Below are 19,598 nucleotides of genomic sequence, written 5' to 3'. Positions count from 1 at the left end.
GAGCTCGGACGCTCCCGCGCATCCAGCAATGTCAAAGACTTGTGGATCCGCGTTAACGATTTCGCAAGGACTGTCCGAAGTCAGATACCGGCCGGGCCGAAAGTGGAAGACCCTACCATGACCGCACCCGTTCAGACCCAGGCCGCCACTCCCGCCGGGTCCAGAACCGGCCCGCCCAGCACGAACCGCGCGCCCTCGGGTGCCGCCAGCTGCACCGCCTCGGGTCCGAAGTTGAACGCAAAGGTCACGCCGCCCCGTCGCGCCAGCCGCAGGTCGCCCAGGTCGGGCAGGTGCGCCACCCCGGCCCAGTCCAGCGCATCCGTCAGCACCAGCCCCAGCCCCTCGGCATCCGGCAACCCCGCCAGATAGCGCGCCCGGTCATTGCCCACCACGGCGGGCGCGCCCTCGCGGTACCCCCCCTCGAACCGCGCCAGCACGCCGTCCCCTGTCTCCACCGTCTCGCGCCAGCGCCGCAGCGTGACGCGCCGGTTGCCCATCGCCGCCGTTTCCACCTGCCAGTCCGGCAGGCTTTCCACCCGTGTCACCCTCACGTCGATCAAATCGCGCAGCGGCCCCCCCGGCAGGCCATCGGGGATATGCATGTCGGCGGTCTTCGATCCCGACCGCGGCCCGAACACCGCTTTCGCGCCCGAAGCCGCCAGACGCTGAACGAAGCCCTCCGGCACGATCACCAGATCCGGCGCCACCACCAGCCGATAGCCGGTCAGGTCGGTCTCCGGACCGATGATGTCCAAATCCACCCCGTGCCGGCGCAGCGCGGCATAGAAGTCCAGCGCATGATGGGACGGGTTGAAGTTGCGCCCCTGCGGCAGCGCGGCCAAGGCCCACCGCGACGCATAATCCAGCACCAGCGCCACCTCGGCCCGGCCGCGCGGACCCATCTCGGGCATCGCCCGCATCTCCTCGGCCACCTGCGCCACTTCGTGGAACGCCTGGTCGGGGGTGGAATCCGGCAACAGCAGCCCGGTGTGGAACTGCTCCTGCGCAAAGGGCGCCTGCCGCCAGCGGAAATAGCTCACCATCTCGCAGCCGTGGGCAAAGGCCAGCCACGACCACAGCCGCACCATGCCATCCATTGGCGCCACGTTCTGTGCCGCCCAGTTCACGGGGCCGGGTTGCTGTTCCATCACCCAGACCCGCCCGCGCCCCACGCCGCGATACAGATCGTGGTTGAACCCCGGCTGATCTGGATCGCCCGTCCGCAGGTGCCGCTGTTTCAGCGCCTCGGGCAGCCGCCCGTGGATCAGGTTTCCCAGGGGATAAACATCCCACGAGGCCACATCGATATCCTGCCCCAGCCGGTGATGATCGAAATCCGTGTTCTGGTTCATGAAGTTATGGGTGATCGGCCGCCCCGGCGACAGGCGACGCAGGATTTCCGCCTGCATCCGGTTGAAGCTCACCACCTGATCCGAGGAGAACCGCAGGTAATCCACCAGATGCGTGGGCGAGGGTTCCTCGACCAGCTGGTTCGGCAGCTGGACCTGCGCGAAATCCGTATACAGCATGGACCAGAAGGCCGTGCCCCAGGCTTCGTTCAGCGCCTCCACCGTGCCATGGCGCGCGCGCAGCCAGTCGCGGAAGGCAGCCTCGGCGGCGGGTGAATAGGAATGCACCGTGTCGTGGTCGCCGTATTCGTTGTCGATCTGCCAGGCATGGACATGGGGGTTACGGCCATAGCGTTCCGCCAACGCCGTGGCGATCCGCGCCGCCTCCCGCCGATAGACGGGCGAGGAAAAGCAGTAATGCCGACGCGCGCCGAACTTGCGCACATGGCCATCCGCCCCTACCGGCAGGATCTCGGGGTACAGGTCCACCAGCCATTTCGGCGGGGCCGCCGTGGGCGTGGACATGATGACCTTCAGTCCCGCGTTCCCAAGCGTTTCCACCGCCCGGTCCAGCCAGCCCCAGTCGAACCGGCCCGGCTCTGGCTCGATCAGGGCCCAGGCGAATTCGGCCACCCGCACCCAGGTCAGGCCAAGCACCACCATGCGGGCGGCATCCTCGGCCCATTTCTCCTCTGGCCATTGCTCGGGGTAGTAGCACACCCCCAGATCCGGCCCGCGCTGCCCCCCGGTCATGCCAACGCCCCCAGTGCGGTCTCGGTTTCGGCCAGCAGAAGGTCGGCCTCATCGGGGCCAAACACCATCGGCGGCTTGATCTTCAGCACATTGTCATCCGGCCCGTCGGTCGAAGACAGGATGCCGCGCCGCCGCAGCACATCCACCACCATATCTGCCGCCGCTGCATCGGGAAGCCGCGTTTCCCGGTCGCCGACCAGTTCCACCCCCACGAACAGCCCCGATCCCCGCACATCGCCGATCACCCGGAACCGTTCGGCTAGCCGGCGATAGCCCGCCATCAGCCGCTCGCCCGTGGCCAGTGCCTTCGCCTGCAAGTGCTCGGTCTCGATCACATCCAGCACGGCATGGCCCACCGCCATCGACACCGGATTGCCGCCGAAAGAGTTGAAATACTCCATGCCGTTGGCAAAGCGGTCGGCCAGTTCCGGCGTTGTGACCACCGCCGCCAGCGGATGGCCGTTGCCGATGGGTTTGCCCAGCACCACGATGTCGGGCACCACGCCCTGCAACTGAAACCCCCAGAAGGCCGATCCCACCCGGCCAAAGCCGCATTGCACCTCGTCGGCGATGCAGATGCCACCCCGCGCCCGCACGCGGTCATAGACCCCGGCAAGGTATCCCTGCGGCAGCACCACCTGCCCGCCCACGCCCGACAGGGATTCCGCGATGAAGGTGGCCGCGCCGTCGCCCGTCCGCGCCGCCACGGCATCCAGGCAGCGGTCAAGGTCGGCGGCATAGGCCGGCCCGCTGTCCGCCCCCCGGTGCGGCCCACGATAGGGATCGGGGAAGGTCGCCACCTGCAGGAAATCGGGCTGCGGGAACCCGCCCTTGCGCTTGAACTTGTAGGGGCTGATCTCGACCGTTCCGCCGGAATTGCCGTGATAGGCCCAATCCAGCACCACGGTGTCCTTCTTGCCCAGGGCCGTCCGCGCGATGCGCAGGGCCAGCTCGTTCGCCTCGGTGCCCGAGTTGACGAAGGTCACCACGCTCAAGTTTCCCGGCATCGTCGCCGCTATCCGGTCGGCCAGCGCCGGCATCAGCCCGTGCAGATAACGCGTGTTGGTGTTCAGTTCCGCCGCCTGCCGCGCCTGCGCTGCCACCACATGCGGATGGCAATGGCCGACATGGGTGATGTTGTTCACCGTATCCAGATGGCGCCGCCCGGTATGGTCGATCAGCCAGACCCCGCGCCCCCGCACGATCTTCAGCTTCTCGCGGTACGATACCGACAGCGACCGCCCGATCACCCGCCGCCGGTGCGCCAGAATCGCCTCGGGCGGTTCGGGGTCGATCGTGAAGCTTTCCGGCTCAATCCGCAGGATCAGGTTCGGGTCGGGGCAGATGTCGGCCCAGACCTCCCAAAGGCTGTCATGCCCCACGCCGAAGAAATTGCCGTCCTGCCCCAGCATCGAGGACATGATCTGGAAATGCACATGCGGCGCCCATCCGCCATTCTCGTGCCAGTCCCCGAAATGCGCGATCAGGTCGCCCGCCTTCACCTGTTGGCCCGGCTGTACCAGCCCCGGCAGCGTGCCGCCCAGATGGCCGTACAGCGTGAAGAACTCTCGCCCCGCCATTTGGTGCCGCAGGATCAGCGTGTGCCCATAATCCAGAGGATCGGCGTTGTAGGTGACGGAATGCACCACCCCGTCCAGCGCCGCGTGCAGGCCCGTACCGGCGGGCGCGAAGATGTCGATGCCCAGATGCCGCGTCCGGCGCTCCTCGCTCGCCGCATCGGCAAACTGCGCCGAGGTATAGACGGACCGCTTCTCGCCCCAGGCGCCGAAGCCCAGGAAGGGCAGGTCGGCCGGAACCGAGGCCGGGCGCTGCGCGGCGAACCAGTTATCGAACGCCCGGTCGGAAAAGGCGGGCATGTCCCGCAGCGACCCGTCCGTAGGTAGCGCCATGCGCGGCAATCGCCGCGGATCGGGCCGCAGGATCGGCTGGACCGCCGCCGCTTGCAACGCCGCGCGCAGCGCACCCACGCCCCGCACCGCCTCGAACCCCGCCGCCCTGCGGCACAGCGCCACCAGGAACTCCGCGTCGATCTTCCCCATCCGCTCCAGCGCCGCAAAGGCCGGCCCCTGCGAGATCAGCAGGTAGTCATTCTCCGGATGCAGCTTCGACTGCCGCGACGAGATGCAGACCGAACAGGCCAGCCGCATCCGCATCAGGTCAAGGACCACATCCGCCTCGTCCTCGGTCAGCGGAAACTCCGCCGCAAAGCCCGAGATCACCGACCACAGCGCCGCGTAAAGGTCGGGCGCATCCAGCACCGCATAGGCCAGCGTGATCGCCAGCTCGTTCACCACTCGGCCATGGCACATGTCGCCAAAGTCGATCAGCCCGGCGATCCGCTCGGGCTCCGCGGCCTCGGTGATGACGTTCCAGTCATTCGCATCCTGGTGCAGCACCCCGGCCCGCAACCCGGCCAACCGCGGCGCGACCCGCGCCGCGTACCGCGCGAACAGCGCCGCCACCATCGCCCGCCGCCAGGGGTCCGCGATGTCCTCCACATGTCCCGCCAGCTGCCCCACCTGGTCCAGCGACCAGGGGAACCCCGGCCGGAACGCTGCCGGATGACCAAAGCCCTGCATCGCCCGCGCCATCCGCCCCATGAACCCACCCAAGGCGCGCAACTGCCCCGGCGTCCGCTCCGTCTCGGCCAGCGGCACACCCGCCACCCAGGTCACCAGCCGCATCAGCGCCGGCCGCCCCGCGACCTCCACCACCGCATGATCCGCCCCGTCCCGCGTCGCCACCACCCGCGGCAGCCCCGCCATCCCCACCGCCTCCAGATGCCGCATCGTGGCGTTCTGCAACGCGATCTGCACTGGATCCTCGGCCGGATTGGCGATCTTCAGCACGAACTCCCGCCCGTCCTCGCAGATCAGCCGCGCGTTCTGGTCGCGCTCGGACGGCAGCGCCTTTACCCGCCCCTCCACCCCGAAATGCTCCCGCGCCAGCCGGGCCAGGTCCATCACCGAAAAGGCCGGGTTGGCAGTGTCGAAGGCGCTCATCAGAAGGCTCCGGGGTCAGGTCGCAGGATGTCGTCGGACCGCTCGATCAGGTCGGGCATCAAAAGGCGCTGCAACTGGCTGACCGGCTGATCCTCCAGCCGGCCCAGCATGAACGCGCCCAGAAGCCGCGCCGGGCGGCTGATCGGCAGGAAGAACGTGGTCAGCGGCGGCACGAAATAGGCCGAGACGTTCAGGTCGTCCGTCGCGTTGATCACCGCGTCTCGCCCATGCACCATCCCCGCCCGCGCAAAGCCCGACAGCGCCCCAAGCGCCGCCGCCTCGTTCGCGCAAAGATAGGCCGTGGGCGGATCGGCCATCCGCGACAGCGAAGCCACCGCCTCTGCTCCGAAGCCCGGCGTCAGCACGCCCGCCCGCACCAGCGCCGGGTCCGCCGCCAGCCCCGCCGCCTGCATCGCCGCCGCCCAGGCCCGCCGCCGCGTCACCGCCCAGGACATGTGGTCCGGCGGGTTCACCAGCGCAATCCGCCGGTGCCCGCGATCCGCCAACCGCGCCACCGCCGTGCCCATGATCCCCGCATTGTCGGCATCCACGAACGGATGATCCCCATGCGCCTCGGTCGTGCCATAGGTCACGAAGGGGAAGCCCCGCGCCTGCAGCCAGCCCACCCGCGCATCCTCGGGCCGTGTGCCGGACAGGATGATCCCGTCCGCCTCGCGCCGGTCCACCAGCCGCTTGATCAGCGCCAACCCCTCGGCCTGGTCGGCCACCGCATACAGCGCCAGCCGATAGGGCGTGCCCTCCAGGGCCTTCGACACCCCCGAAAGAAGCTGCGTGTATTCCACGCCTTCCCATTCGTCCGTCTCGGGCGGGGGCGCGGCCATCACCGCGGCAATCTGATAGCTCTTGCCGGTGCGCAGTTGCAGCCCGGTCAGATTGGCCGAATAGCCGATCTTCGCCGCCGCTTCCTCGACCAGCGCCCGCGTCTCGGGCCGCACCTTTTCGGACCCGCGCAGGGCATTGGACACCGTGGCCACCGAAAGCCCGGTCATCGCGCAGATCGTCTTCAGCGTCGGCCGCTCGGGCGATGTCATCCCCGCCCTCCCAGCCAGCGCGCGAACATCAGATACACCGCAGAAGTCCAGGCAAAGCCCGGATCGCGCAAGCCCCTGCCGGTCAGCGCATCGAAGTTCTCGGCCATGCCATGCGCTTCACACAGCCGGCAGAACCGCGCCGCGACCTCGCGCGCTGGCGCATCCTCGCCCTGCCGGCGCAGCCCGTCCCAGACCAGCGCCGTCGTCGGCGCCCAGATCGGCCCGCGCCAATAGCCGTCCGCTTCATAGAACGGGCTTCCCGGCGCCTCGGTCGCCGGTCCCCATTCGGTCAGATGCGCGCCAAACTCCGCCACCATCCGGGCCACCAGATCGCGCGGCAATCGCTCGCCCAACAGAAGCGGCATGAAACCGATCAGGCTTTGCCCCCGCTCCAGCCCTTCGCCCACCCGCCGCGTGCCAAAGCCCGTGCCATCGCACAACCGCGCCATCAGCAGGGCGAACAGGGCCGCACCTTCGGCCCGCCAGCGCGCGGCCTCCGCCGGGCGCAAGACGGCCAGCGCATCGCAACACAGGATCAGGAAGGTCGGCAGGTCCGGGCTTTCCACCGGACCGCCCGCATCGAAGAAACTCGCGTTGTCCCAGCCGGAATCGTTGCCATGCGGATAGCTGGGCAAGCTGTCCCGCCCCGCGCGGGTCGCCGTCAGCCACCATGTCACCTGCGCCGCCAGATGGTCCGCCAGATAGGCGGCCCGCTCTGGCGTCATCCAGTCCGGCACCATCTCGCCGATCAGCCGAAGCACCCAGCCGTGCACAGGCGGCTTGGTGAAGGCGAAGGACGCGCCCTGGTCATGCACGAAATCGGGCAGCATTCCGCAAGCGTCCTGCCGGTCATAGATCGCGGCGAACTGGTCAAAGGCCAGCGCCCCATCGGCCCCGGCCAGGCCAAGCGCCGAAAAGGCGTTGTCCCAGGACCAGATGTTGATCATGGAATTCTTCGACATGAAGACAGCCGGGCGGCTGAGGCTCCCCCCCTCCGGCACGGTATTGGCCCACAACAGGTAAGCCGCCAGCCGCGCCGCCTCTCCCTCCACCCCGAACCCGGCGCGAAAGGCGGCAAACTCCGCCTCGGCCTCGGCCACCACCACATCAAACGCGGTCTCCGACGCCTCGGGCGGCATCACCGCAAACAGGTCCAGCGTGCCCTCGAAATCGCCCGAGAACACGCATGTCACGTTGTCGGCCCGGTCGCGGCGCCACTGGCCCGTCACCTCTACCGTGCCTCGCCGCGCCCGCGGCATCAGACGGATGTTCTCATAGGCCGCCACCATGCAGAACGCGCCGGCAGGCGTGCGATAGGCATAGTCATACCGCGACCCTTCCAGCCGGAAGGCCAGCGCCAGCCCCGCGCCTTCCACATGCAGCCGCTCGCCTTCGCCGATGGCAAACCGCACGCGGGCCCCGCCATGCACCGCTTCCAGGCAACCGGGGCTCAGCCGCAGGTCAGGCGCCACCTCCACCCCATCCGCCAGAAAGGCCACCCGCGCTAGACGGCCCAGCGAGGGCCGCAGGTCGCCGCCCCGAACCGACCGCAGCATCAGCGCGCCGTCCATGACCGACAGCGTCAGAAACCGCTCTCGCCGGGAAAACGGCACCTTCAGGGGGTCGAACAGCGTCATCCCTTCACCGAAGACCCGATCGAGCCGTCCATGATGTAGCGTTGCGCCACGAAGAACAGCACGAGGGGCGGCAGGCACAGGATGATGGTGACGGCGGCAATGGAAATCGTGTCCTGTTCATGCAGGCCCTTGAACAGCGACAGGCCCAGGGTCAGCGTGTATTTCGTCTGGTCGTTCAGGAAGATCAGCGGCCCCAGATAGTCGTTCCAGGCATTCATGAAATGGAACGTCCCAACCAGCACCAGCGCCGGCATCATCAGCGGCAGGTGGATGCGCGAATAGATCTGCCAGGCATTCGCCCCGTCCATCCGCGCCGCCTCGTCGATCTCCATCGGGATGGTCATGATGTACTGGCGCAGAAGGAAGATGAAGAAGGCCTCGCCGAACCAGGCCGGCACGATCAGCGGCTTCAGCGTGTTGATCCAGCCCAGGAAATTGAACTGCATGTACAGCGGGATCATCTTCACGTCCCAGGGGATCATCATCGAGGCCAGAAGCACGATGAAGATCAGGTCGCGCCCCGGAAACCGGAACCGCGCAAAGCCGAATGCCACCAGCGAGGAGGAGAACAACTGCCCGATGGTGGACAGCACCACCACGATCACCGAATTCATCAGGAAGGTGTTAAAGGGCAGCTTGGTCCAGGCGATGCCGAAGTTCTCCCAGTGCCAGGTTTCGGGCCAGAACACGGGCGGAAAGGCGGTCAGCTCGGCTTCCGTCTTCACTGCGGTAATCAGCGTCCACAGGAAGGGTGCCACGAACAGCGCCGAAAGAAAGATCAGCAGGCCATAGGCAAGCGTCTTAGCCATTTGCGCCGTCCTTTCCCTTCACCTCGCCCTCGTAATGCACCCAGGCGGCCGAGGATTTCAGCACCAGAAGGCTCATCGCCAGCACCAGCGCGAACATGATCCAGCTCATCGCGGCGGCATAGCCCATGTCGAAGTACTTGAAGGCGTTGTCGTAGATGTACATCGCGAAGAAATAGGTGGACCCGAGCGGCCCGCCCTTGGTCAGCAACAGGGCGATGGTCAGTTGCTGAAAGGCCGAGATGATCGAGGTGATGATCGCGAACAAGAGCATCGGCCCCAGCATCGGCAGCGTGATGAACAGCGTCTGCGCCCAGCCCGGCACGCCAGAAATGCGCGCCGCCTCGTACAGCTCCTTCGGAATGGCCTGCAGCCCCGACAGCAGGATCAGCATCGTCCCGCCCAGCCCCCAAAGGCTGGCAATCACGATGGCCACCACCGCAAAGGACGGATCGCCCAGCCAGTTCGGCCCCTCGATCCCGGTCAGCCCGAGGAGATAGTTCAACAGCCCATAGCGGCTGGAATAGATCCACGACCAGATCGTCACCAGTGCCACCCCCGAAATCACCGAAGGCAGGTAGAACGCGGTGCGGAAGACCCCCGTCCCCTTCAGGCCTAGGTTCAGAAGCATCGCCATCAGGAACGACAGCACGATGTTGAACGGCACGAACAAGAGCGCGAATTTCGTGGTGATCCACAGGCTCTCCCAGAACTGCGGATCCTCCATCACCATTGTGAGGTAGTTGTCGATCCCCACGAACTCCCGCTCGCCCACGATGGGCCAGTCGAAAAAGCTCATGTACAGCGAGAACGCCAGCGGGCCCGCCGTGAAGACCACGAACCCGAAGATCCAGGGAGAGATGAACAGCCACGGCGCCAGCCCAGGGCCGGACCGCCGCCGCCGGGAGGATCGGACATCGGCCATGCTCTTCACCCCTCCCCGGTCTCAGATCACTTCAGGAACCGGGCGGAGCGGCTCACCGCCTCGTCCAGATGCGCCTGCGCATTGCCCTGGTCCACCATCGTCGCCTCGATCGCCGCCGACAGGTTCTCCTGGATGCGCGCCCATTCCGGGTTCTTCAGGAACGCCGGCGTCGTACCGCCCGACACCGCCAGCATCTCGAAGAACGGCGCCAGCTTCGGATCCGCCGTCATCCCCGAGGCTTCCGCCACCGAGGCACGCACCGGAAGGTCGTTCTTGCGCATCGCCACCGCTTCCGGCGACGCGTAGAACTTCACGAACTCCCAGGCCAGGTCGGGCTGCTTGGTGTCCTTCGAAATCGACAGCGCCGAAGCGTTGATCGCCGATTTCACCGGCTTGGTGCCAAAGGCCGGCAGCACCGCCACGCCATAGTTCACGCCGCTTTCGTCGATGCCGCCCTTGTTCCACATCGCGCCTTCAAAGAAGGCCAGCTTGCCCGCCTTGAACAGCGCCGATCCCGAAGTCTGGTCGCCGATGTTGATCGCCACCGCTTCGCCCGACTTGATCATGTCGGCGAACATGGTCAGCACCTCGGCGGCCTCGGGGCTGTTCATGAAACCCTCGACCGTCTTGCCGTCGTCCGAGATGTACTGGGTGCCGTTCGACCAGAAGAACTCCTCGAAGTCATAGGGGTCGGGCTTGGCATCCACCGCAAAGCCGAACACCTGTTCGGCCGGCTTGGTCGTCGCCTGCGCGCCCTTGCGCAGGTCGTCCCAGGTCCAGCCCTTCGCCGGTTCCGCCACGCCAGCCGCCGCCAGCAGATCCTTGTTGAAGAAGATCACATGGGTGGTGAAGCCCGCAGGCAGTCCATAGACATTCCCGTCGATCTTCGACGTGTCGATCAGCGCCGGCGAGATGTCGGCGATGTTCATCGCCTCGCCATCCTTGGCGATGAAGTCGTTCAGCGGCATCAGCGAGGGCGCATAGGCCGGGAAGTTCCACATGTACATCACGTCGGGCGCATTGCCCGCGCCCATCGCGGCGGCCAGCTTGGTGTCATAGCCGTCGCCATAGGCTTCGACCTGCACCTGCACGCCGGGATTGGCTTCCTCGAACTTGGCGGCGATGGCCTCCTGGATGGCAAGGCTCTCCTCGCTGTCCCAGGTGGCAAACCGGATCACCTGGTCCTCGGCCAGCACGGCCGAGGCGAAGGCGGCGCTCGCGGCCAGCGCCGCAAGCGTTGTGGCGAAAGTCTTCATGCGTGTTCCTCCTGTTGACGGGGCTCGGCAAAGCCCCTTGATCCCTGCGCCAGCAGGGTTTCGGTGGCAGAATCCAGCCGGCGCGGCAGGGCCGCCCCGCTGGCGTCGAACAGATGCACGTCGGCCGGGTCAGCCCCGACCGTCACGTCCTGCCGCGCCATGAAGGGCGCGGCGCCCTCGGTGATCGCGGTCAGCGCCGCGCCATCCTCCAGCACCAGATGCACATGCGCCTCGGTGCCCAGCCGTTCCACCAGGGTGATCCGCGCGGGCAGGCCCGCTCCCCCCCGCGCCAGCCGCAGCCGGTCGGGGCGCACACCCACCGTCACCGTCTCGCCCACCGCCACGCGGGCGGCGGCGGCAAGGGACACGTCCATCGCCAGCGGCCCCACCGTCACGGAAACCGTCTCGCCCGTAGCCCCCGTCACCCGGCCGGGCAGCAGGTTCATCTTCGGCGTGCCGATGAAGCCCGCCACGAACAGGTTGGCCGGGCGGTGGAACAACTCCAGCGGCGGGCCGAACTGGCTGACCCGGCCCTTGTCCAGCACCACCACCCGGTCGGCCAGCGTCATCGCCTCCACCTGGTCGTGGGTCACATAGATCATCGTCACGCCCAGCCGGTCATGCAGGGCGTTCAACTCCGCCCGCATGGTCACGCGCAGCGCCGCATCCAGGTTCGACAAAGGCTCGTCCAGCAGGAACAGCTTGGGCTTGCGCACGATGGCGCGGCCAATGGCGACCCGCTGGCGCTGCCCGCCCGAAAGCTGCTTGGGCTTGCGGTGCAACAGCTCGCCAATCCGCAGGATCTCGGCCGCCTCCTGCACCCGCGCCTCGATCTCGGGCCGCTTCATGCCGTTCAGCGACAGGCCGAAGGACATGTTCTTCGCCACGGTCATATGCGGGTAAAGCGCGTAGTTCTGGAACACCATGGCGATGTCGCGCTTGGCCGAGGGCGCATCGGTGATGTCGCGCTCGCCCAGCCGGATCTCGCCGTCGCTCAGCGTCTCCAGCCCCGCGATGCAGCGCAGAAGGGTGGACTTGCCGCAGCCCGAAGGGCCCAGGAAACAGACGAACTCGCCATCGCGGATGTCGAGGTCGATGCCTTTGAGGATCTCGACCGGGCCGAAACCCTTGCGAAGCCCCTCGATGCGCAGACCGGCCAAGTAAGCCTCCCCCGAGAATCAGCCGAATAGGGGCAGTATAATCGTTTTAATGTCAGAGTTAATCGTTTTTATTGGGCGCAGCGCCGCCCGCCCTTGACCCCCCGCCCCGACAGGCGGATAGAGACGGCGTGAGTCCCCGGCGGCGCGATTTTCGCCTCCCGCACAGCGGGACCGGCCCGCCCGCCGGGCGGAATGACACTCCAGGGAGCCCAGACCATGACCCCAGCCGAAACCCTTGCCGCCGCCGGCCTGACGGCGGCCGACCTCTCGGGCGGCACGCTTGTCGTGACCTCGCCGGTGGACGGCAGCGAACTCGCCCGCCTCAGCGAAACCGACCCGGCCACCATGCCCCAGGTGATCGCCCGCGCGACCGAGGCCTTCCGCAAATGGCGCATCGTGCCCGCCCCGCGCCGGGGCGAACTCGTCCGGCTCCTGGGCGAGGAACTGCGCGCCGCCAAGGTCGCGCTCGGTGCTCTGGTGACGCTGGAGGTTGGCAAGATCGCCTCCGAAGGTCTGGGCGAAGTCCAGGAAATGATCGACATCTGCGACTTCGCCACGGGCCTCTCGCGCCAGCTTTACGGCCTCGCCATCGCCTCCGAACGGCCCGGTCACCGCATGACCGAAACCTGGCATCCCATCGGCCCGGTCGGCATCATCTCGGCCTTCAACTTCCCCGTCGCAGTGTGGAGCTGGAATGCCGCCCTGGCGCTGGTCTGCGGCGATCCGGTGATCTGGAAGCCCTCGGAAAAGGCGCCGCTCTCGGCCATCGCGGCGCACCGTGCGCTGGAACGCGCTATCGCCCGCTTCGGCGACGATGCGCCCGAGGGCCTGTCGCAACTGGTGATCGGCGGCGCCGCCATCGGCGAGGCGCTGGTCGCATCGCCCGCCGTTCCGGTGATCTCGGCCACCGGTTCCACCCGCATGGGCCAGATCGTCGGGCCCAAGGTCATGGCGCGGTGGGGCCGACCGATCCTGGAACTGGGCGGCAACAACGCGATGATCGTCGCGCCCACCGCCGATCTCGACATGGCGGTACGCGCCATCGTCTTCGGCGCGGTCGGCACCGCCGGCCAGCGCTGCACCTCGCTGCGCCGCCTCATCGCGCACCGCTCGGTGCGCGACGACCTGATCGCGCGCCTGCGCCGCGCCTATGCATCGCTGCCCGTCGGCGACCCGCGCGTTGAAGGCACCCTGATCGGCCCGCTGATCGACCGCGCCGCGCTGCAGGCCATGCAGACCGCGCTGACAGCCGCGCGCGATCAGGGCGGCACGGTCCATGGCGGGGCGCCGGTCACGCAGGGCGTGCCGAACGGCGCCTATGTCGCTCCGGCGCTGGTCGAGATGCCGGCACAAACCGCCATCGTCCGGCACGAGACCTTCGCGCCCATCCTCTATGTTCTGACCTATGACACGCTGGACGAGGCCATTGCGCTGCAGAACGACGTGCCGCAGGGCCTGTCCTCCTGCATCTTCACCCGCGACCTCCTGGAAGCCGAAACCTTCCTCTCCGCCGCCGGTTCGGATTGCGGCATCGCCAACGTCAACATCGGCCCCTCGGGCGCCGAAATCGGCGGGGCCTTCGGGGGCGAAAAGGAAACCGGCGGCGGCCGCGAATCCGGCTCGGACGCCTGGAAGGGCTACATGCGCCGCCAGACGGCGACGGTGAACTACTCGACCCGCTTGCCCTTGGCCCAGGGCGTGCGCTTCGACTTCTGACCCGCCGGGTGGGCGGGCCGTGGGCCCGCCCACCCCTCTACCAGCGGAGGGGAAAAAGTTAAGTCCAAGTTAATTCGCGAAAGCAAACTATTGATTTTGCTTGGCTTCGGTAGGCGTCCGAGCTCGGACGCCCCACCTCAGGCCCCCCGCGCATGGAAGATGCGGCCCAGAAAGTTCATCAGAACCTGAGCCGCCAGGATCGCCGTGGTCCCGGTGTGGTCATAGTCGGGCGCCACCTCCACCAGATCGACCCCCACGATCGGCCCCCGCTTGGCCAGCCCGGCCAGCAGCTCCAGCACCTCATAATAGACGAACCCCCCATGCGAGGGCGTCCCGGTCCCCGGCGCAATGGAGGGGTCGAACCCGTCGATATCGATGGTCACATAGTACCGCGCCCCGGCCGGGATGCGGTCCAGCACCGCCTCGACCCCCAGCTTCCGGATCTGGCGGACCGACAGGATGTCCGACCCCATCGCCCGCGCCGCCTCATAGCCCTCCCTCGCGGTGGAGCTGACGTTCCGGATCCCGAACTGGGACAGCCCGGTCACCCAGGGCCTCTCTGCCGCCCGCCGCATCGGGCTGCCGTGGCCATATCGGACCCCGTGCCGCTCGTCCACGAAGTCCAGGTGGGCGTCGATCTGGACGATGTGGATCGGCCCGTTCCGGGCGCAGTCGTCCTCGAAGGCGGCGATGCAGGGGATGTTGATGGAATGGTCCCCGCCCAGAACCACCGGCAGGGCGCCCGCCGCCAGGATCTTCCGCACCCCGTATTCGATGTTGGCGTGGCTCTTGAGGGTGTCGGTGTGGACGATGTCGGCGTCGCCGATGTCCACGATGCGGACGCGGTCGGCGGGCAGGTAGGTCACGTCGTCCTCGTGGTCATAGGCGCCGCCGTGGCCGAAGGAGAAGAGGGTGGAAGCCTCGCGGATGGAGCGCGGCCCGAAGCGGGCGCCGGACCGCCACTGGGTGCCGAAGTCGAAGGGCGCGCCCATCACGGCCACGTCGGCGTCTATGGCGTCCCAGTCGGGCTGGTAGGGGTTCTTGCCGAAGGTCGAGATGCCCACGAAGGGCAGGTTCAATCGGCCGGTCTCGTAGCTGTTGGTGCCCATGGCTCTTGCGGTCCGGTCTTTCGGGGTGAAGGCGAGACGTTGACGTTCGGGGGACCCAAGGGTCCGCGCTCCGTTGTGGGCCGAACCGGGCGCCAGGGAAAGACCCCTTGGGCAGGACCGGCGATCCCGCCGCCGCTCGGGCCGGTGAAGCCGAGGCGTCCGAGCTAGGACGCTAGCCAACACAAAGAATGGGCAATGGGTCACGGATGGGGATTCACGTCCGGAGTGCACCATTTCCCAGCCGCGTGTCCCGCAGGCTGCTGCCCCGTAAAGATCACCGCCCGCTCGACGCAACCGAGCTGCTTCCATCCCTTCGACATTGCAACTTCTGGTCCTTCCCACGCAAAGGTCTTGCCGTTCGATGTGCAGGCCAAGTCCCGGTATGAATTGCCCGACGTCAGGCCTGGAGATAGCCGGTCGCAAGGCTCGACACCGGGTCTTGTCGGCCTGATGGGCGGGTTCGACCTTTCATGCAGCCGGTCGTGCGGCAGCGCCGTGGCAGGAAGGGTTCCTGCCCCGTCCGGCACGGGGTCCGTGCTCTGTTGCGCCGTCCCGTCTTGCTGTCATAGTCGCCGGGCAACAGGGCCGGAGGTGGACATGTCCGAGACCGAACTCAATCGCCGAGCACTCTTGCTGACGGGGTGCCTGATCGGCGGCGCGGCGCCGGCCGCCCTAGCCGAGGGAACTGCGTCCGGCCAGCCCGCAGGACCGGGCCGCCAGGTTCCGGCGCGCTGGCTGCCGGTGCCGGACACGGTGAGCCCGGAGCTTGCCGCGGTCATCGCCGGCCCGCTGGCTGCCGGCTGGGACAGCCGGCCGACCACTGCTGCCGCGTGGAAGGACCTTGTGGCGGCAAGTGTCGAGGCGGCGGCGGGAGACATCGCGAAGATCAAGGCGACCTACGGCCTGCGCGTTTCGTCAGATCGCATCGCCGGTGTTTCGGTGTTCCGGATCGACCCCGCGACCCCGTCGCCCGAGGCCGCGGGCCGGGTGCTGATGCACCTGCACGGGGGCGGCTATGTCTTCTTCCCGGGAGAGGCCGGGGCCGGTGAGGGTATGTTGATGGCGGCCCTGGCCGGCTGGCCGGTGATCTCGGTCGATTACCGGATGCCGCCCGATCATCCCTTCCCGGCGGCGTTGGACGATGCGATGGCTGTCTGGCGTGCGCTGGCGGCGCAGCGCGATCCCGGAAGCATCGGCGTGTTCGGTGCCTCTGCCGGGGGCGGGCTGACGCTTGCGCTGATGCTGGCGGCACGAGATGCGGGCCTTCCGCTGCCCGGTGCCATCGCGCCCGGCACACCCTGGGCAGATCTGACAGGGGCAGGGGACTCACTGCAAGCCAATGCCTTCGTCGACAACGTGCTTGTTTCACCCGATGGCTGGTCGGGAGCTGCTGCCCTGCTTTACGCCGCGGGGCGCGACCTGGCCGATCCGCTGATCTCGCCGCTCCACGGGGACTTTGCGGGCTTCCCGCCGGCGATGCTGACCAGCGGCACCCGCGACCTGCTGTTGAGCCAGACGGTACGGGCGCATCGCCGCCTTCGGCAGGCGGGGGTGGTGGCCGAGTTGCAGGTGTACGAGGGGCAGAGCCACGCCCAGTTCCTGGAACCCTTCGTGCCGGAAACCGAAGAAGCCTTCCGCGAGATCGGCGCCTTTTTCGCGCGCCACCTGGCCTGAGCCGGCCTAGCGCCCCGTTGCCACCTGGAACACGGCGCCATCAAGCGCGGGCGTCACCATGATCTGGCAAGTGAGGCGCGAGTTCTCGCGCGGTTCGTTGGCGTTGAACTCGATCGTGTCGGCCTCATCGGCGCGCGGGGCGGGCAGGTCGCCGCCGGGCGTCTCGATCACATAGCAATGGCAGGTCGCGCACATGGCCGAGCCGCCACATTCGGCGACGATGCCGCGCACGCCGATGTTGCGGGCCGAGATCATCAGCGGCTCGCCCTCCCTGGCCTCGACGGTGCGGCGCGTGCCGTCGGCCTCGATGAAGGTCACCTGGACCATGGGGATCTCCTCAGATGAACTGGCGGCCGCCGTCGATGATGAGTGTCTGGCCGGTCATGTAGGACGACAGCGGCGAGGCCAGGAACAGGGCACCGCCGACAATGTCATCTGTCTCGGCGGGCCGTTTCAGCGCCGCCCGGTCCACGCCATAGCTGCGGGCGTTCTCGATCAGGCCAAGGCTCGCCTCGGTCATGGTGAAGCCGGGGGCGAGAACGTTGACGCGGACCTCGCGCCCGCCCAGTTCCTTGGCCATCGTGCGGCTCATGGCGATCACCGCGCCCTTCGAGGCGACATAGTGCATCCACTGGGGCGAGCCGGAAAAGACCGTGGCAGAGGCCACATTCACGATGGAGCCGTCGGCGGGCATCAGGGGGGCGAGGTGGCGGCTCATGTTCCAGACGCCCTTGACGTTGACCGCCATCACCCGGTCCCAGATGTCCTCGTCGATGTCTTCAAAGGGCCGCCGTTCCAGCCCGCCATAAAGCGCCGCGTTGTTGACCAGCACGTCCACGCCGCCCCAGTCGTCGGACAGGCGCGTGGCCAGGGCAGCGCAATCGGCGGCCGAGGTGACGTCCAGCCGCATCGACAAGGCACTTGGCCCGGCCAGCGCGGCGGTTTCGGCGGCGCCGTCCGCGTTCACATCGGCGGCTACGACCCGCGCGCCCGCCTTCGCGAAGGCGAGCGCGAAGGCGCGACCCAACCCGCCGCCTGCGCCGGTGACGACCACCCGTTTCCCGTTCAGCCCAAGATCGGTCATGGCGTCCCCAGATAGCGCGACAGTTGCTGTTCCGCCCGCAGCGAGGCGGTGAATCCCTCGGCCATGGCCTTCCCCGGCGCGGTCAGCATCCGAGGGTTCGAGACGTTGGAGACCATGTCGATGTACTGATCGAGGCTCCAGTCGTACCAGCCGCGAATGGTCTTCATGCCATGCGGCGTGACGCGCCAGCCCTTGTCGGAATCCTTGACCACGGCGTCCTCGATGGACTTGGCGTGGCGCGTTGTGTCATGGCCGTCGATGATCGCCAGCACCGCCTCGATGTCCACGCCTTCCGGGCGGTGGCGCTGCAGGATGCCGCGGGCGATGTCCACCCCGTACAACTCGTGGTCGCGCACCAGATCGGGCCGCGTCGGGTTGCGCCCGATGGCCTGCAGCAAAAGGTCCTGCGGCACGCGCTTCCAGCCCACGTCATGCAGCAGGATCGCCGGCAGGACCACGCTTTCCCGCGCCTCGGGGATCTGGTCCAGTAGGGCGCGGGCCACGCCATAGGCCACAAGGGTGTGCTCGTCGTTGTTGCGAACGTCCAGATAGAGGCGGGCGTCGTGCCAAAGGGGCAGGTCGCGCGGCAGGATCAGGTCTTCGGCGGGGATCATTCGGGCACCTCGTAACTCAGATACATGGTCTTGTATTCGAGGTAGGATTCGACGCCGTAACGCCCCTTCTCCCGCCCAAGCCCGCTTTCCTTCATGCCGCCGAAGGGCACGAAATGCGACGAACGCTGGATGTCGTTCAACCAGACAGAGCCGGCCTCCAACCCCTCGCACAGCATCAGGCCGCGGGCGAGGTCGCGGGTGAAGACAAAGGCGGCCAGGCCAAAGCGGCTGTCGTTGGCCTGGGCAAGCGCCTCGGCGGGGCTGTCCACGGCGGCCAGGCCGATGACCGGCCCGAAGGTCTCTTCGCGCATCACGGCCATGTCGGGGGTGGCATCGGCGATCAGCGTGGGCGGCAGGTAGTAGCCGCCATCGAACCCCGGTCCCGTCAGGCGCGCGCCGCCCGTCAGGATGCGCCCACCTTTGGCGCGGGCGTCGGCGATCTGCTGGTCGGAGTTGGCGAAGATCTTGGCGTTGACCAGCGGGCCAAGCTCGCCCGCTCCGCCGGCGGGGGCGACCGTCATGGCAGCGACCTTTGCGGTCAGGCGGGCCAGGAAATCGGCATAGACCGGGCGTTCGACATAGACCCGGTTCACGCGATAGCAGAATTGCCCGGAATTGGCGAAGCCGTGGCGGGCGATGGCGGTTGCCGCCTTGTCCAGATCGGCATCGGCGCAGACGATGGCGGGGCTTTGGCCGCCCAGTTCCAGCGTCAGGCGCTTGACCGTGCCTGCGGCCGCGGCGGCGATGGCCTTGCCGGCGGCGACCGAGCCGGTGAAGGCGATCTTGCGGGGGGTGGGATGTGCCACCAGTGCCTCGCCCAGGGCGCGGTCGCCGGTGACCACGTTGAACACGCCCGCGGGCAGGCCCGCAGCATGGAAAATCTGAGCGATTTTCAGGGTGGAGAGCGGCGTGTCCTCGGATGGTTTGGCGACGACCGTGCAGCCCGCCACCAGCGCCGCGCCCAGTTTGAACATCAGAAGGTTGATCGGGTAGTTGAACGGCGTGATCGCCACCACCACCCCCACCGGATCGCGCGTCACGATGGTCTTTTCGCCCGTGGCGGACCCAAGCGACAGGGTCGCCTGAAGGCGCAGCCCCTCCTCGGCATAGATGTCCAGAAGCTCGGCCGAGCGCGAGATTTCGTGCAGGCAACCGGGCAAGGGCCGGCCAAGTTCGCGCGACAGAAGGGCGCCAACCTCGGGCGCGGCAGCGCGAAGGGCGGCGGCGCAGGTCTTCTGGATGCGGGCGCGCTCGGTGACGGGAGTGCGCTTCCACGTCTCGAATGCGCGGGCGGCAGACCGGATGGCGATGTCGGCGTCGGCCGGGCCGGCCAGCGGGACCGTGTCGAAGCTCTCGCCCGTGGTCGGATCGGTGACCGGCATCACGCGCCCGTCGCGGGCAGGGGTGAAGGTGCCGTCCAGGAACATCTCCATCCGCCGC

General features: G+C 67.8%; 15 protein-coding genes. 2 read left to right on the top strand and 13 right to left on the bottom strand.

Features of this window, described 5'->3' with window-relative positions; all coding sequences use genetic code 11:
- Positions 1–131 precede the first annotated feature (131 nt).
- Genes JO391_RS15330 through JO391_RS15295 form a run of 8 tightly spaced genes read right to left on the bottom strand, consistent with a single transcriptional unit; the run spans position 132 to position 11,961 of the window.
- On the bottom strand, positions 132–2,102 hold the full coding sequence (locus JO391_RS15330) for a beta-galactosidase (RefSeq protein ID WP_220661319.1): 1,971 nt from the start codon (positions 2,100–2,102) through the stop codon (positions 132–134).
- Entirely contained in the window at positions 2,099–5,125 is a 3,027-nt protein-coding gene (locus tag JO391_RS15325) for an aminotransferase class III-fold pyridoxal phosphate-dependent enzyme (RefSeq protein ID WP_220661318.1), read from the bottom strand. Before JO391_RS15325 ends, JO391_RS15330 begins: the two co-directional genes overlap by 4 nt.
- On the bottom strand, positions 5,125–6,177 hold the full coding sequence (locus JO391_RS15320) for a LacI family DNA-binding transcriptional regulator (RefSeq protein ID WP_220661317.1): 1,053 nt from the start codon (positions 6,175–6,177) through the stop codon (positions 5,125–5,127). Before JO391_RS15320 ends, JO391_RS15325 begins: the two co-directional genes overlap by 1 nt.
- The gene (locus JO391_RS15315; RefSeq protein WP_220661316.1) at positions 6,174–7,814 is read right to left on the bottom strand and encodes an amylo-alpha-1,6-glucosidase; all 1,641 of its coding nucleotides are present in this window, start codon (positions 7,812–7,814) and stop codon (positions 6,174–6,176) included. Before JO391_RS15315 ends, JO391_RS15320 begins: the two co-directional genes overlap by 4 nt.
- Complete coding sequence (locus JO391_RS15310) at positions 7,811–8,623, bottom strand: carbohydrate ABC transporter permease (protein WP_220661315.1); 813 nt, start codon at positions 8,621–8,623, stop codon at positions 7,811–7,813. Before JO391_RS15310 ends, JO391_RS15315 begins: the two co-directional genes overlap by 4 nt.
- A complete protein-coding gene (locus tag JO391_RS15305; RefSeq protein WP_259444720.1) occupies positions 8,616–9,545 on the bottom strand; it encodes a carbohydrate ABC transporter permease in 930 nt (309 codons plus the stop codon). The genes JO391_RS15310 and JO391_RS15305 overlap by 8 nt, the downstream gene beginning before the upstream one ends.
- 26 nt (positions 9,546–9,571) lie before the next feature.
- On the bottom strand, positions 9,572–10,801 hold the full coding sequence (locus JO391_RS15300; protein WP_220661314.1) for an ABC transporter substrate-binding protein: 1,230 nt from the start codon (positions 10,799–10,801) through the stop codon (positions 9,572–9,574).
- The gene (locus tag JO391_RS15295) at positions 10,798–11,961 is read right to left on the bottom strand and encodes an ABC transporter ATP-binding protein (protein ID WP_220661313.1); all 1,164 of its coding nucleotides are present in this window, start codon (positions 11,959–11,961) and stop codon (positions 10,798–10,800) included. The genes JO391_RS15300 and JO391_RS15295 overlap by 4 nt, the downstream gene beginning before the upstream one ends.
- A gap of 216 nt (positions 11,962–12,177) precedes the next feature.
- Between JO391_RS15295 and amaB the strand changes: the two genes are divergently transcribed.
- Entirely contained in the window at positions 12,178–13,677 is a 1,500-nt protein-coding gene (amaB, locus tag JO391_RS15290; RefSeq protein WP_220661312.1) for an L-piperidine-6-carboxylate dehydrogenase, read from the top strand.
- A 137-nt stretch (positions 13,678–13,814) separates the two neighbouring features.
- On the opposite strand, the gene speB is transcribed toward amaB, so the two are convergent.
- Positions 13,815–14,786 (bottom strand): agmatinase, encoded by a 972-nt coding sequence (speB, locus tag JO391_RS15285; protein WP_220661311.1) that lies wholly within the window; start codon positions 14,784–14,786, stop codon positions 13,815–13,817.
- A gap of 597 nt (positions 14,787–15,383) precedes the next feature.
- Here speB and JO391_RS15280 point away from each other — a divergent pair.
- Positions 15,384–16,460: an alpha/beta hydrolase gene (locus tag JO391_RS15280; RefSeq protein WP_220661310.1), complete on the top strand. Its 1,077-nt coding sequence runs from the start codon at positions 15,384–15,386 to the stop codon at positions 16,458–16,460.
- A gap of 6 nt (positions 16,461–16,466) precedes the next feature.
- Here JO391_RS15280 and JO391_RS15275 read toward each other — a convergent pair whose 3' ends face one another.
- Genes JO391_RS15275 through JO391_RS15260 form a run of 4 tightly spaced genes read right to left on the bottom strand, consistent with a single transcriptional unit; the run spans position 16,467 to position 19,591 of the window.
- Positions 16,467–16,787, bottom strand: a complete 321-nt coding sequence (locus tag JO391_RS15275) for a 2Fe-2S iron-sulfur cluster-binding protein (RefSeq protein ID WP_220661309.1) — start codon at positions 16,785–16,787, stop codon at positions 16,467–16,469.
- Positions 16,788–16,797: 10 nt separating this feature from the next.
- Entirely contained in the window at positions 16,798–17,544 is a 747-nt protein-coding gene (locus tag JO391_RS15270) for an SDR family NAD(P)-dependent oxidoreductase (protein WP_220661308.1), read from the bottom strand.
- Positions 17,541–18,158, bottom strand: coding sequence for an HD domain-containing protein (locus JO391_RS15265; RefSeq protein ID WP_220661307.1), 618 nt, complete (start codon positions 18,156–18,158; stop codon positions 17,541–17,543). The genes JO391_RS15270 and JO391_RS15265 overlap by 4 nt, the downstream gene beginning before the upstream one ends.
- Positions 18,155–19,591 (bottom strand): aldehyde dehydrogenase family protein, encoded by a 1,437-nt coding sequence (locus JO391_RS15260; protein ID WP_220661306.1) that lies wholly within the window; start codon positions 19,589–19,591, stop codon positions 18,155–18,157. The genes JO391_RS15265 and JO391_RS15260 overlap by 4 nt, the downstream gene beginning before the upstream one ends.
- Positions 19,592–19,598: the final 7 nt, after the last annotated feature.

It is taken from the genome of Neotabrizicola shimadae, from assembly GCF_019623905.1.
Lineage (GTDB): Bacteria > Pseudomonadota > Alphaproteobacteria > Rhodobacterales > Rhodobacteraceae > Neotabrizicola > Neotabrizicola shimadae.
Note: the sequence above shows the minus strand (reverse complement) of the source record. Positions and strands in the feature narration are given on the sequence as shown.

Excerpts from the sequence above, each read along its gene's own strand:
- JO391_RS15270 (WP_220661308.1), bottom strand. The coding sequence starts at position 17,544 with ATGACCGATCTTGGGCTGAACGGGAAACGGGTGGTCGTCACCGGCGCA.
- speB (WP_220661311.1), bottom strand. The coding sequence starts at position 14,786 with ATGGGCACCAACAGCTACGAGACCGGCCGATTGAACCTGCCCTTCGTG.
- JO391_RS15320 (WP_220661317.1), bottom strand. The coding sequence starts at position 6,177 with ATGACATCGCCCGAGCGGCCGACGCTGAAGACGATCTGCGCGATGACC.
- JO391_RS15310 (WP_220661315.1), bottom strand. The coding sequence starts at position 8,623 with ATGGCTAAGACGCTTGCCTATGGCCTGCTGATCTTTCTTTCGGCGCTG.
- JO391_RS15260 (WP_220661306.1), bottom strand. The coding sequence starts at position 19,591 with ATGGAGATGTTCCTGGACGGCACCTTCACCCCTGCCCGCGACGGGCGC.
- JO391_RS15330 (WP_220661319.1), bottom strand. The coding sequence starts at position 2,102 with ATGACCGGGGGGCAGCGCGGGCCGGATCTGGGGGTGTGCTACTACCCC.
- JO391_RS15275 (WP_220661309.1), bottom strand. The coding sequence starts at position 16,787 with ATGGTCCAGGTGACCTTCATCGAGGCCGACGGCACGCGCCGCACCGTC.
- JO391_RS15325 (WP_220661318.1), bottom strand. The coding sequence starts at position 5,125 with ATGAGCGCCTTCGACACTGCCAACCCGGCCTTTTCGGTGATGGACCTG.
- JO391_RS15280 (WP_220661310.1), top strand. The coding sequence starts at position 15,384 with ATGTCCGAGACCGAACTCAATCGCCGAGCACTCTTGCTGACGGGGTGC.
- JO391_RS15305 (WP_259444720.1), bottom strand. The coding sequence starts at position 9,545 with ATGGCCGATGTCCGATCCTCCCGGCGGCGGCGGTCCGGCCCTGGGCTG.
- JO391_RS15300 (WP_220661314.1), bottom strand. The coding sequence starts at position 10,801 with ATGAAGACTTTCGCCACAACGCTTGCGGCGCTGGCCGCGAGCGCCGCC.
- JO391_RS15265 (WP_220661307.1), bottom strand. The coding sequence starts at position 18,158 with ATGATCCCCGCCGAAGACCTGATCCTGCCGCGCGACCTGCCCCTTTGG.
- amaB (WP_220661312.1), top strand. The coding sequence starts at position 12,178 with ATGACCCCAGCCGAAACCCTTGCCGCCGCCGGCCTGACGGCGGCCGAC.
- JO391_RS15315 (WP_220661316.1), bottom strand. The coding sequence starts at position 7,814 with ATGACGCTGTTCGACCCCCTGAAGGTGCCGTTTTCCCGGCGAGAGCGG.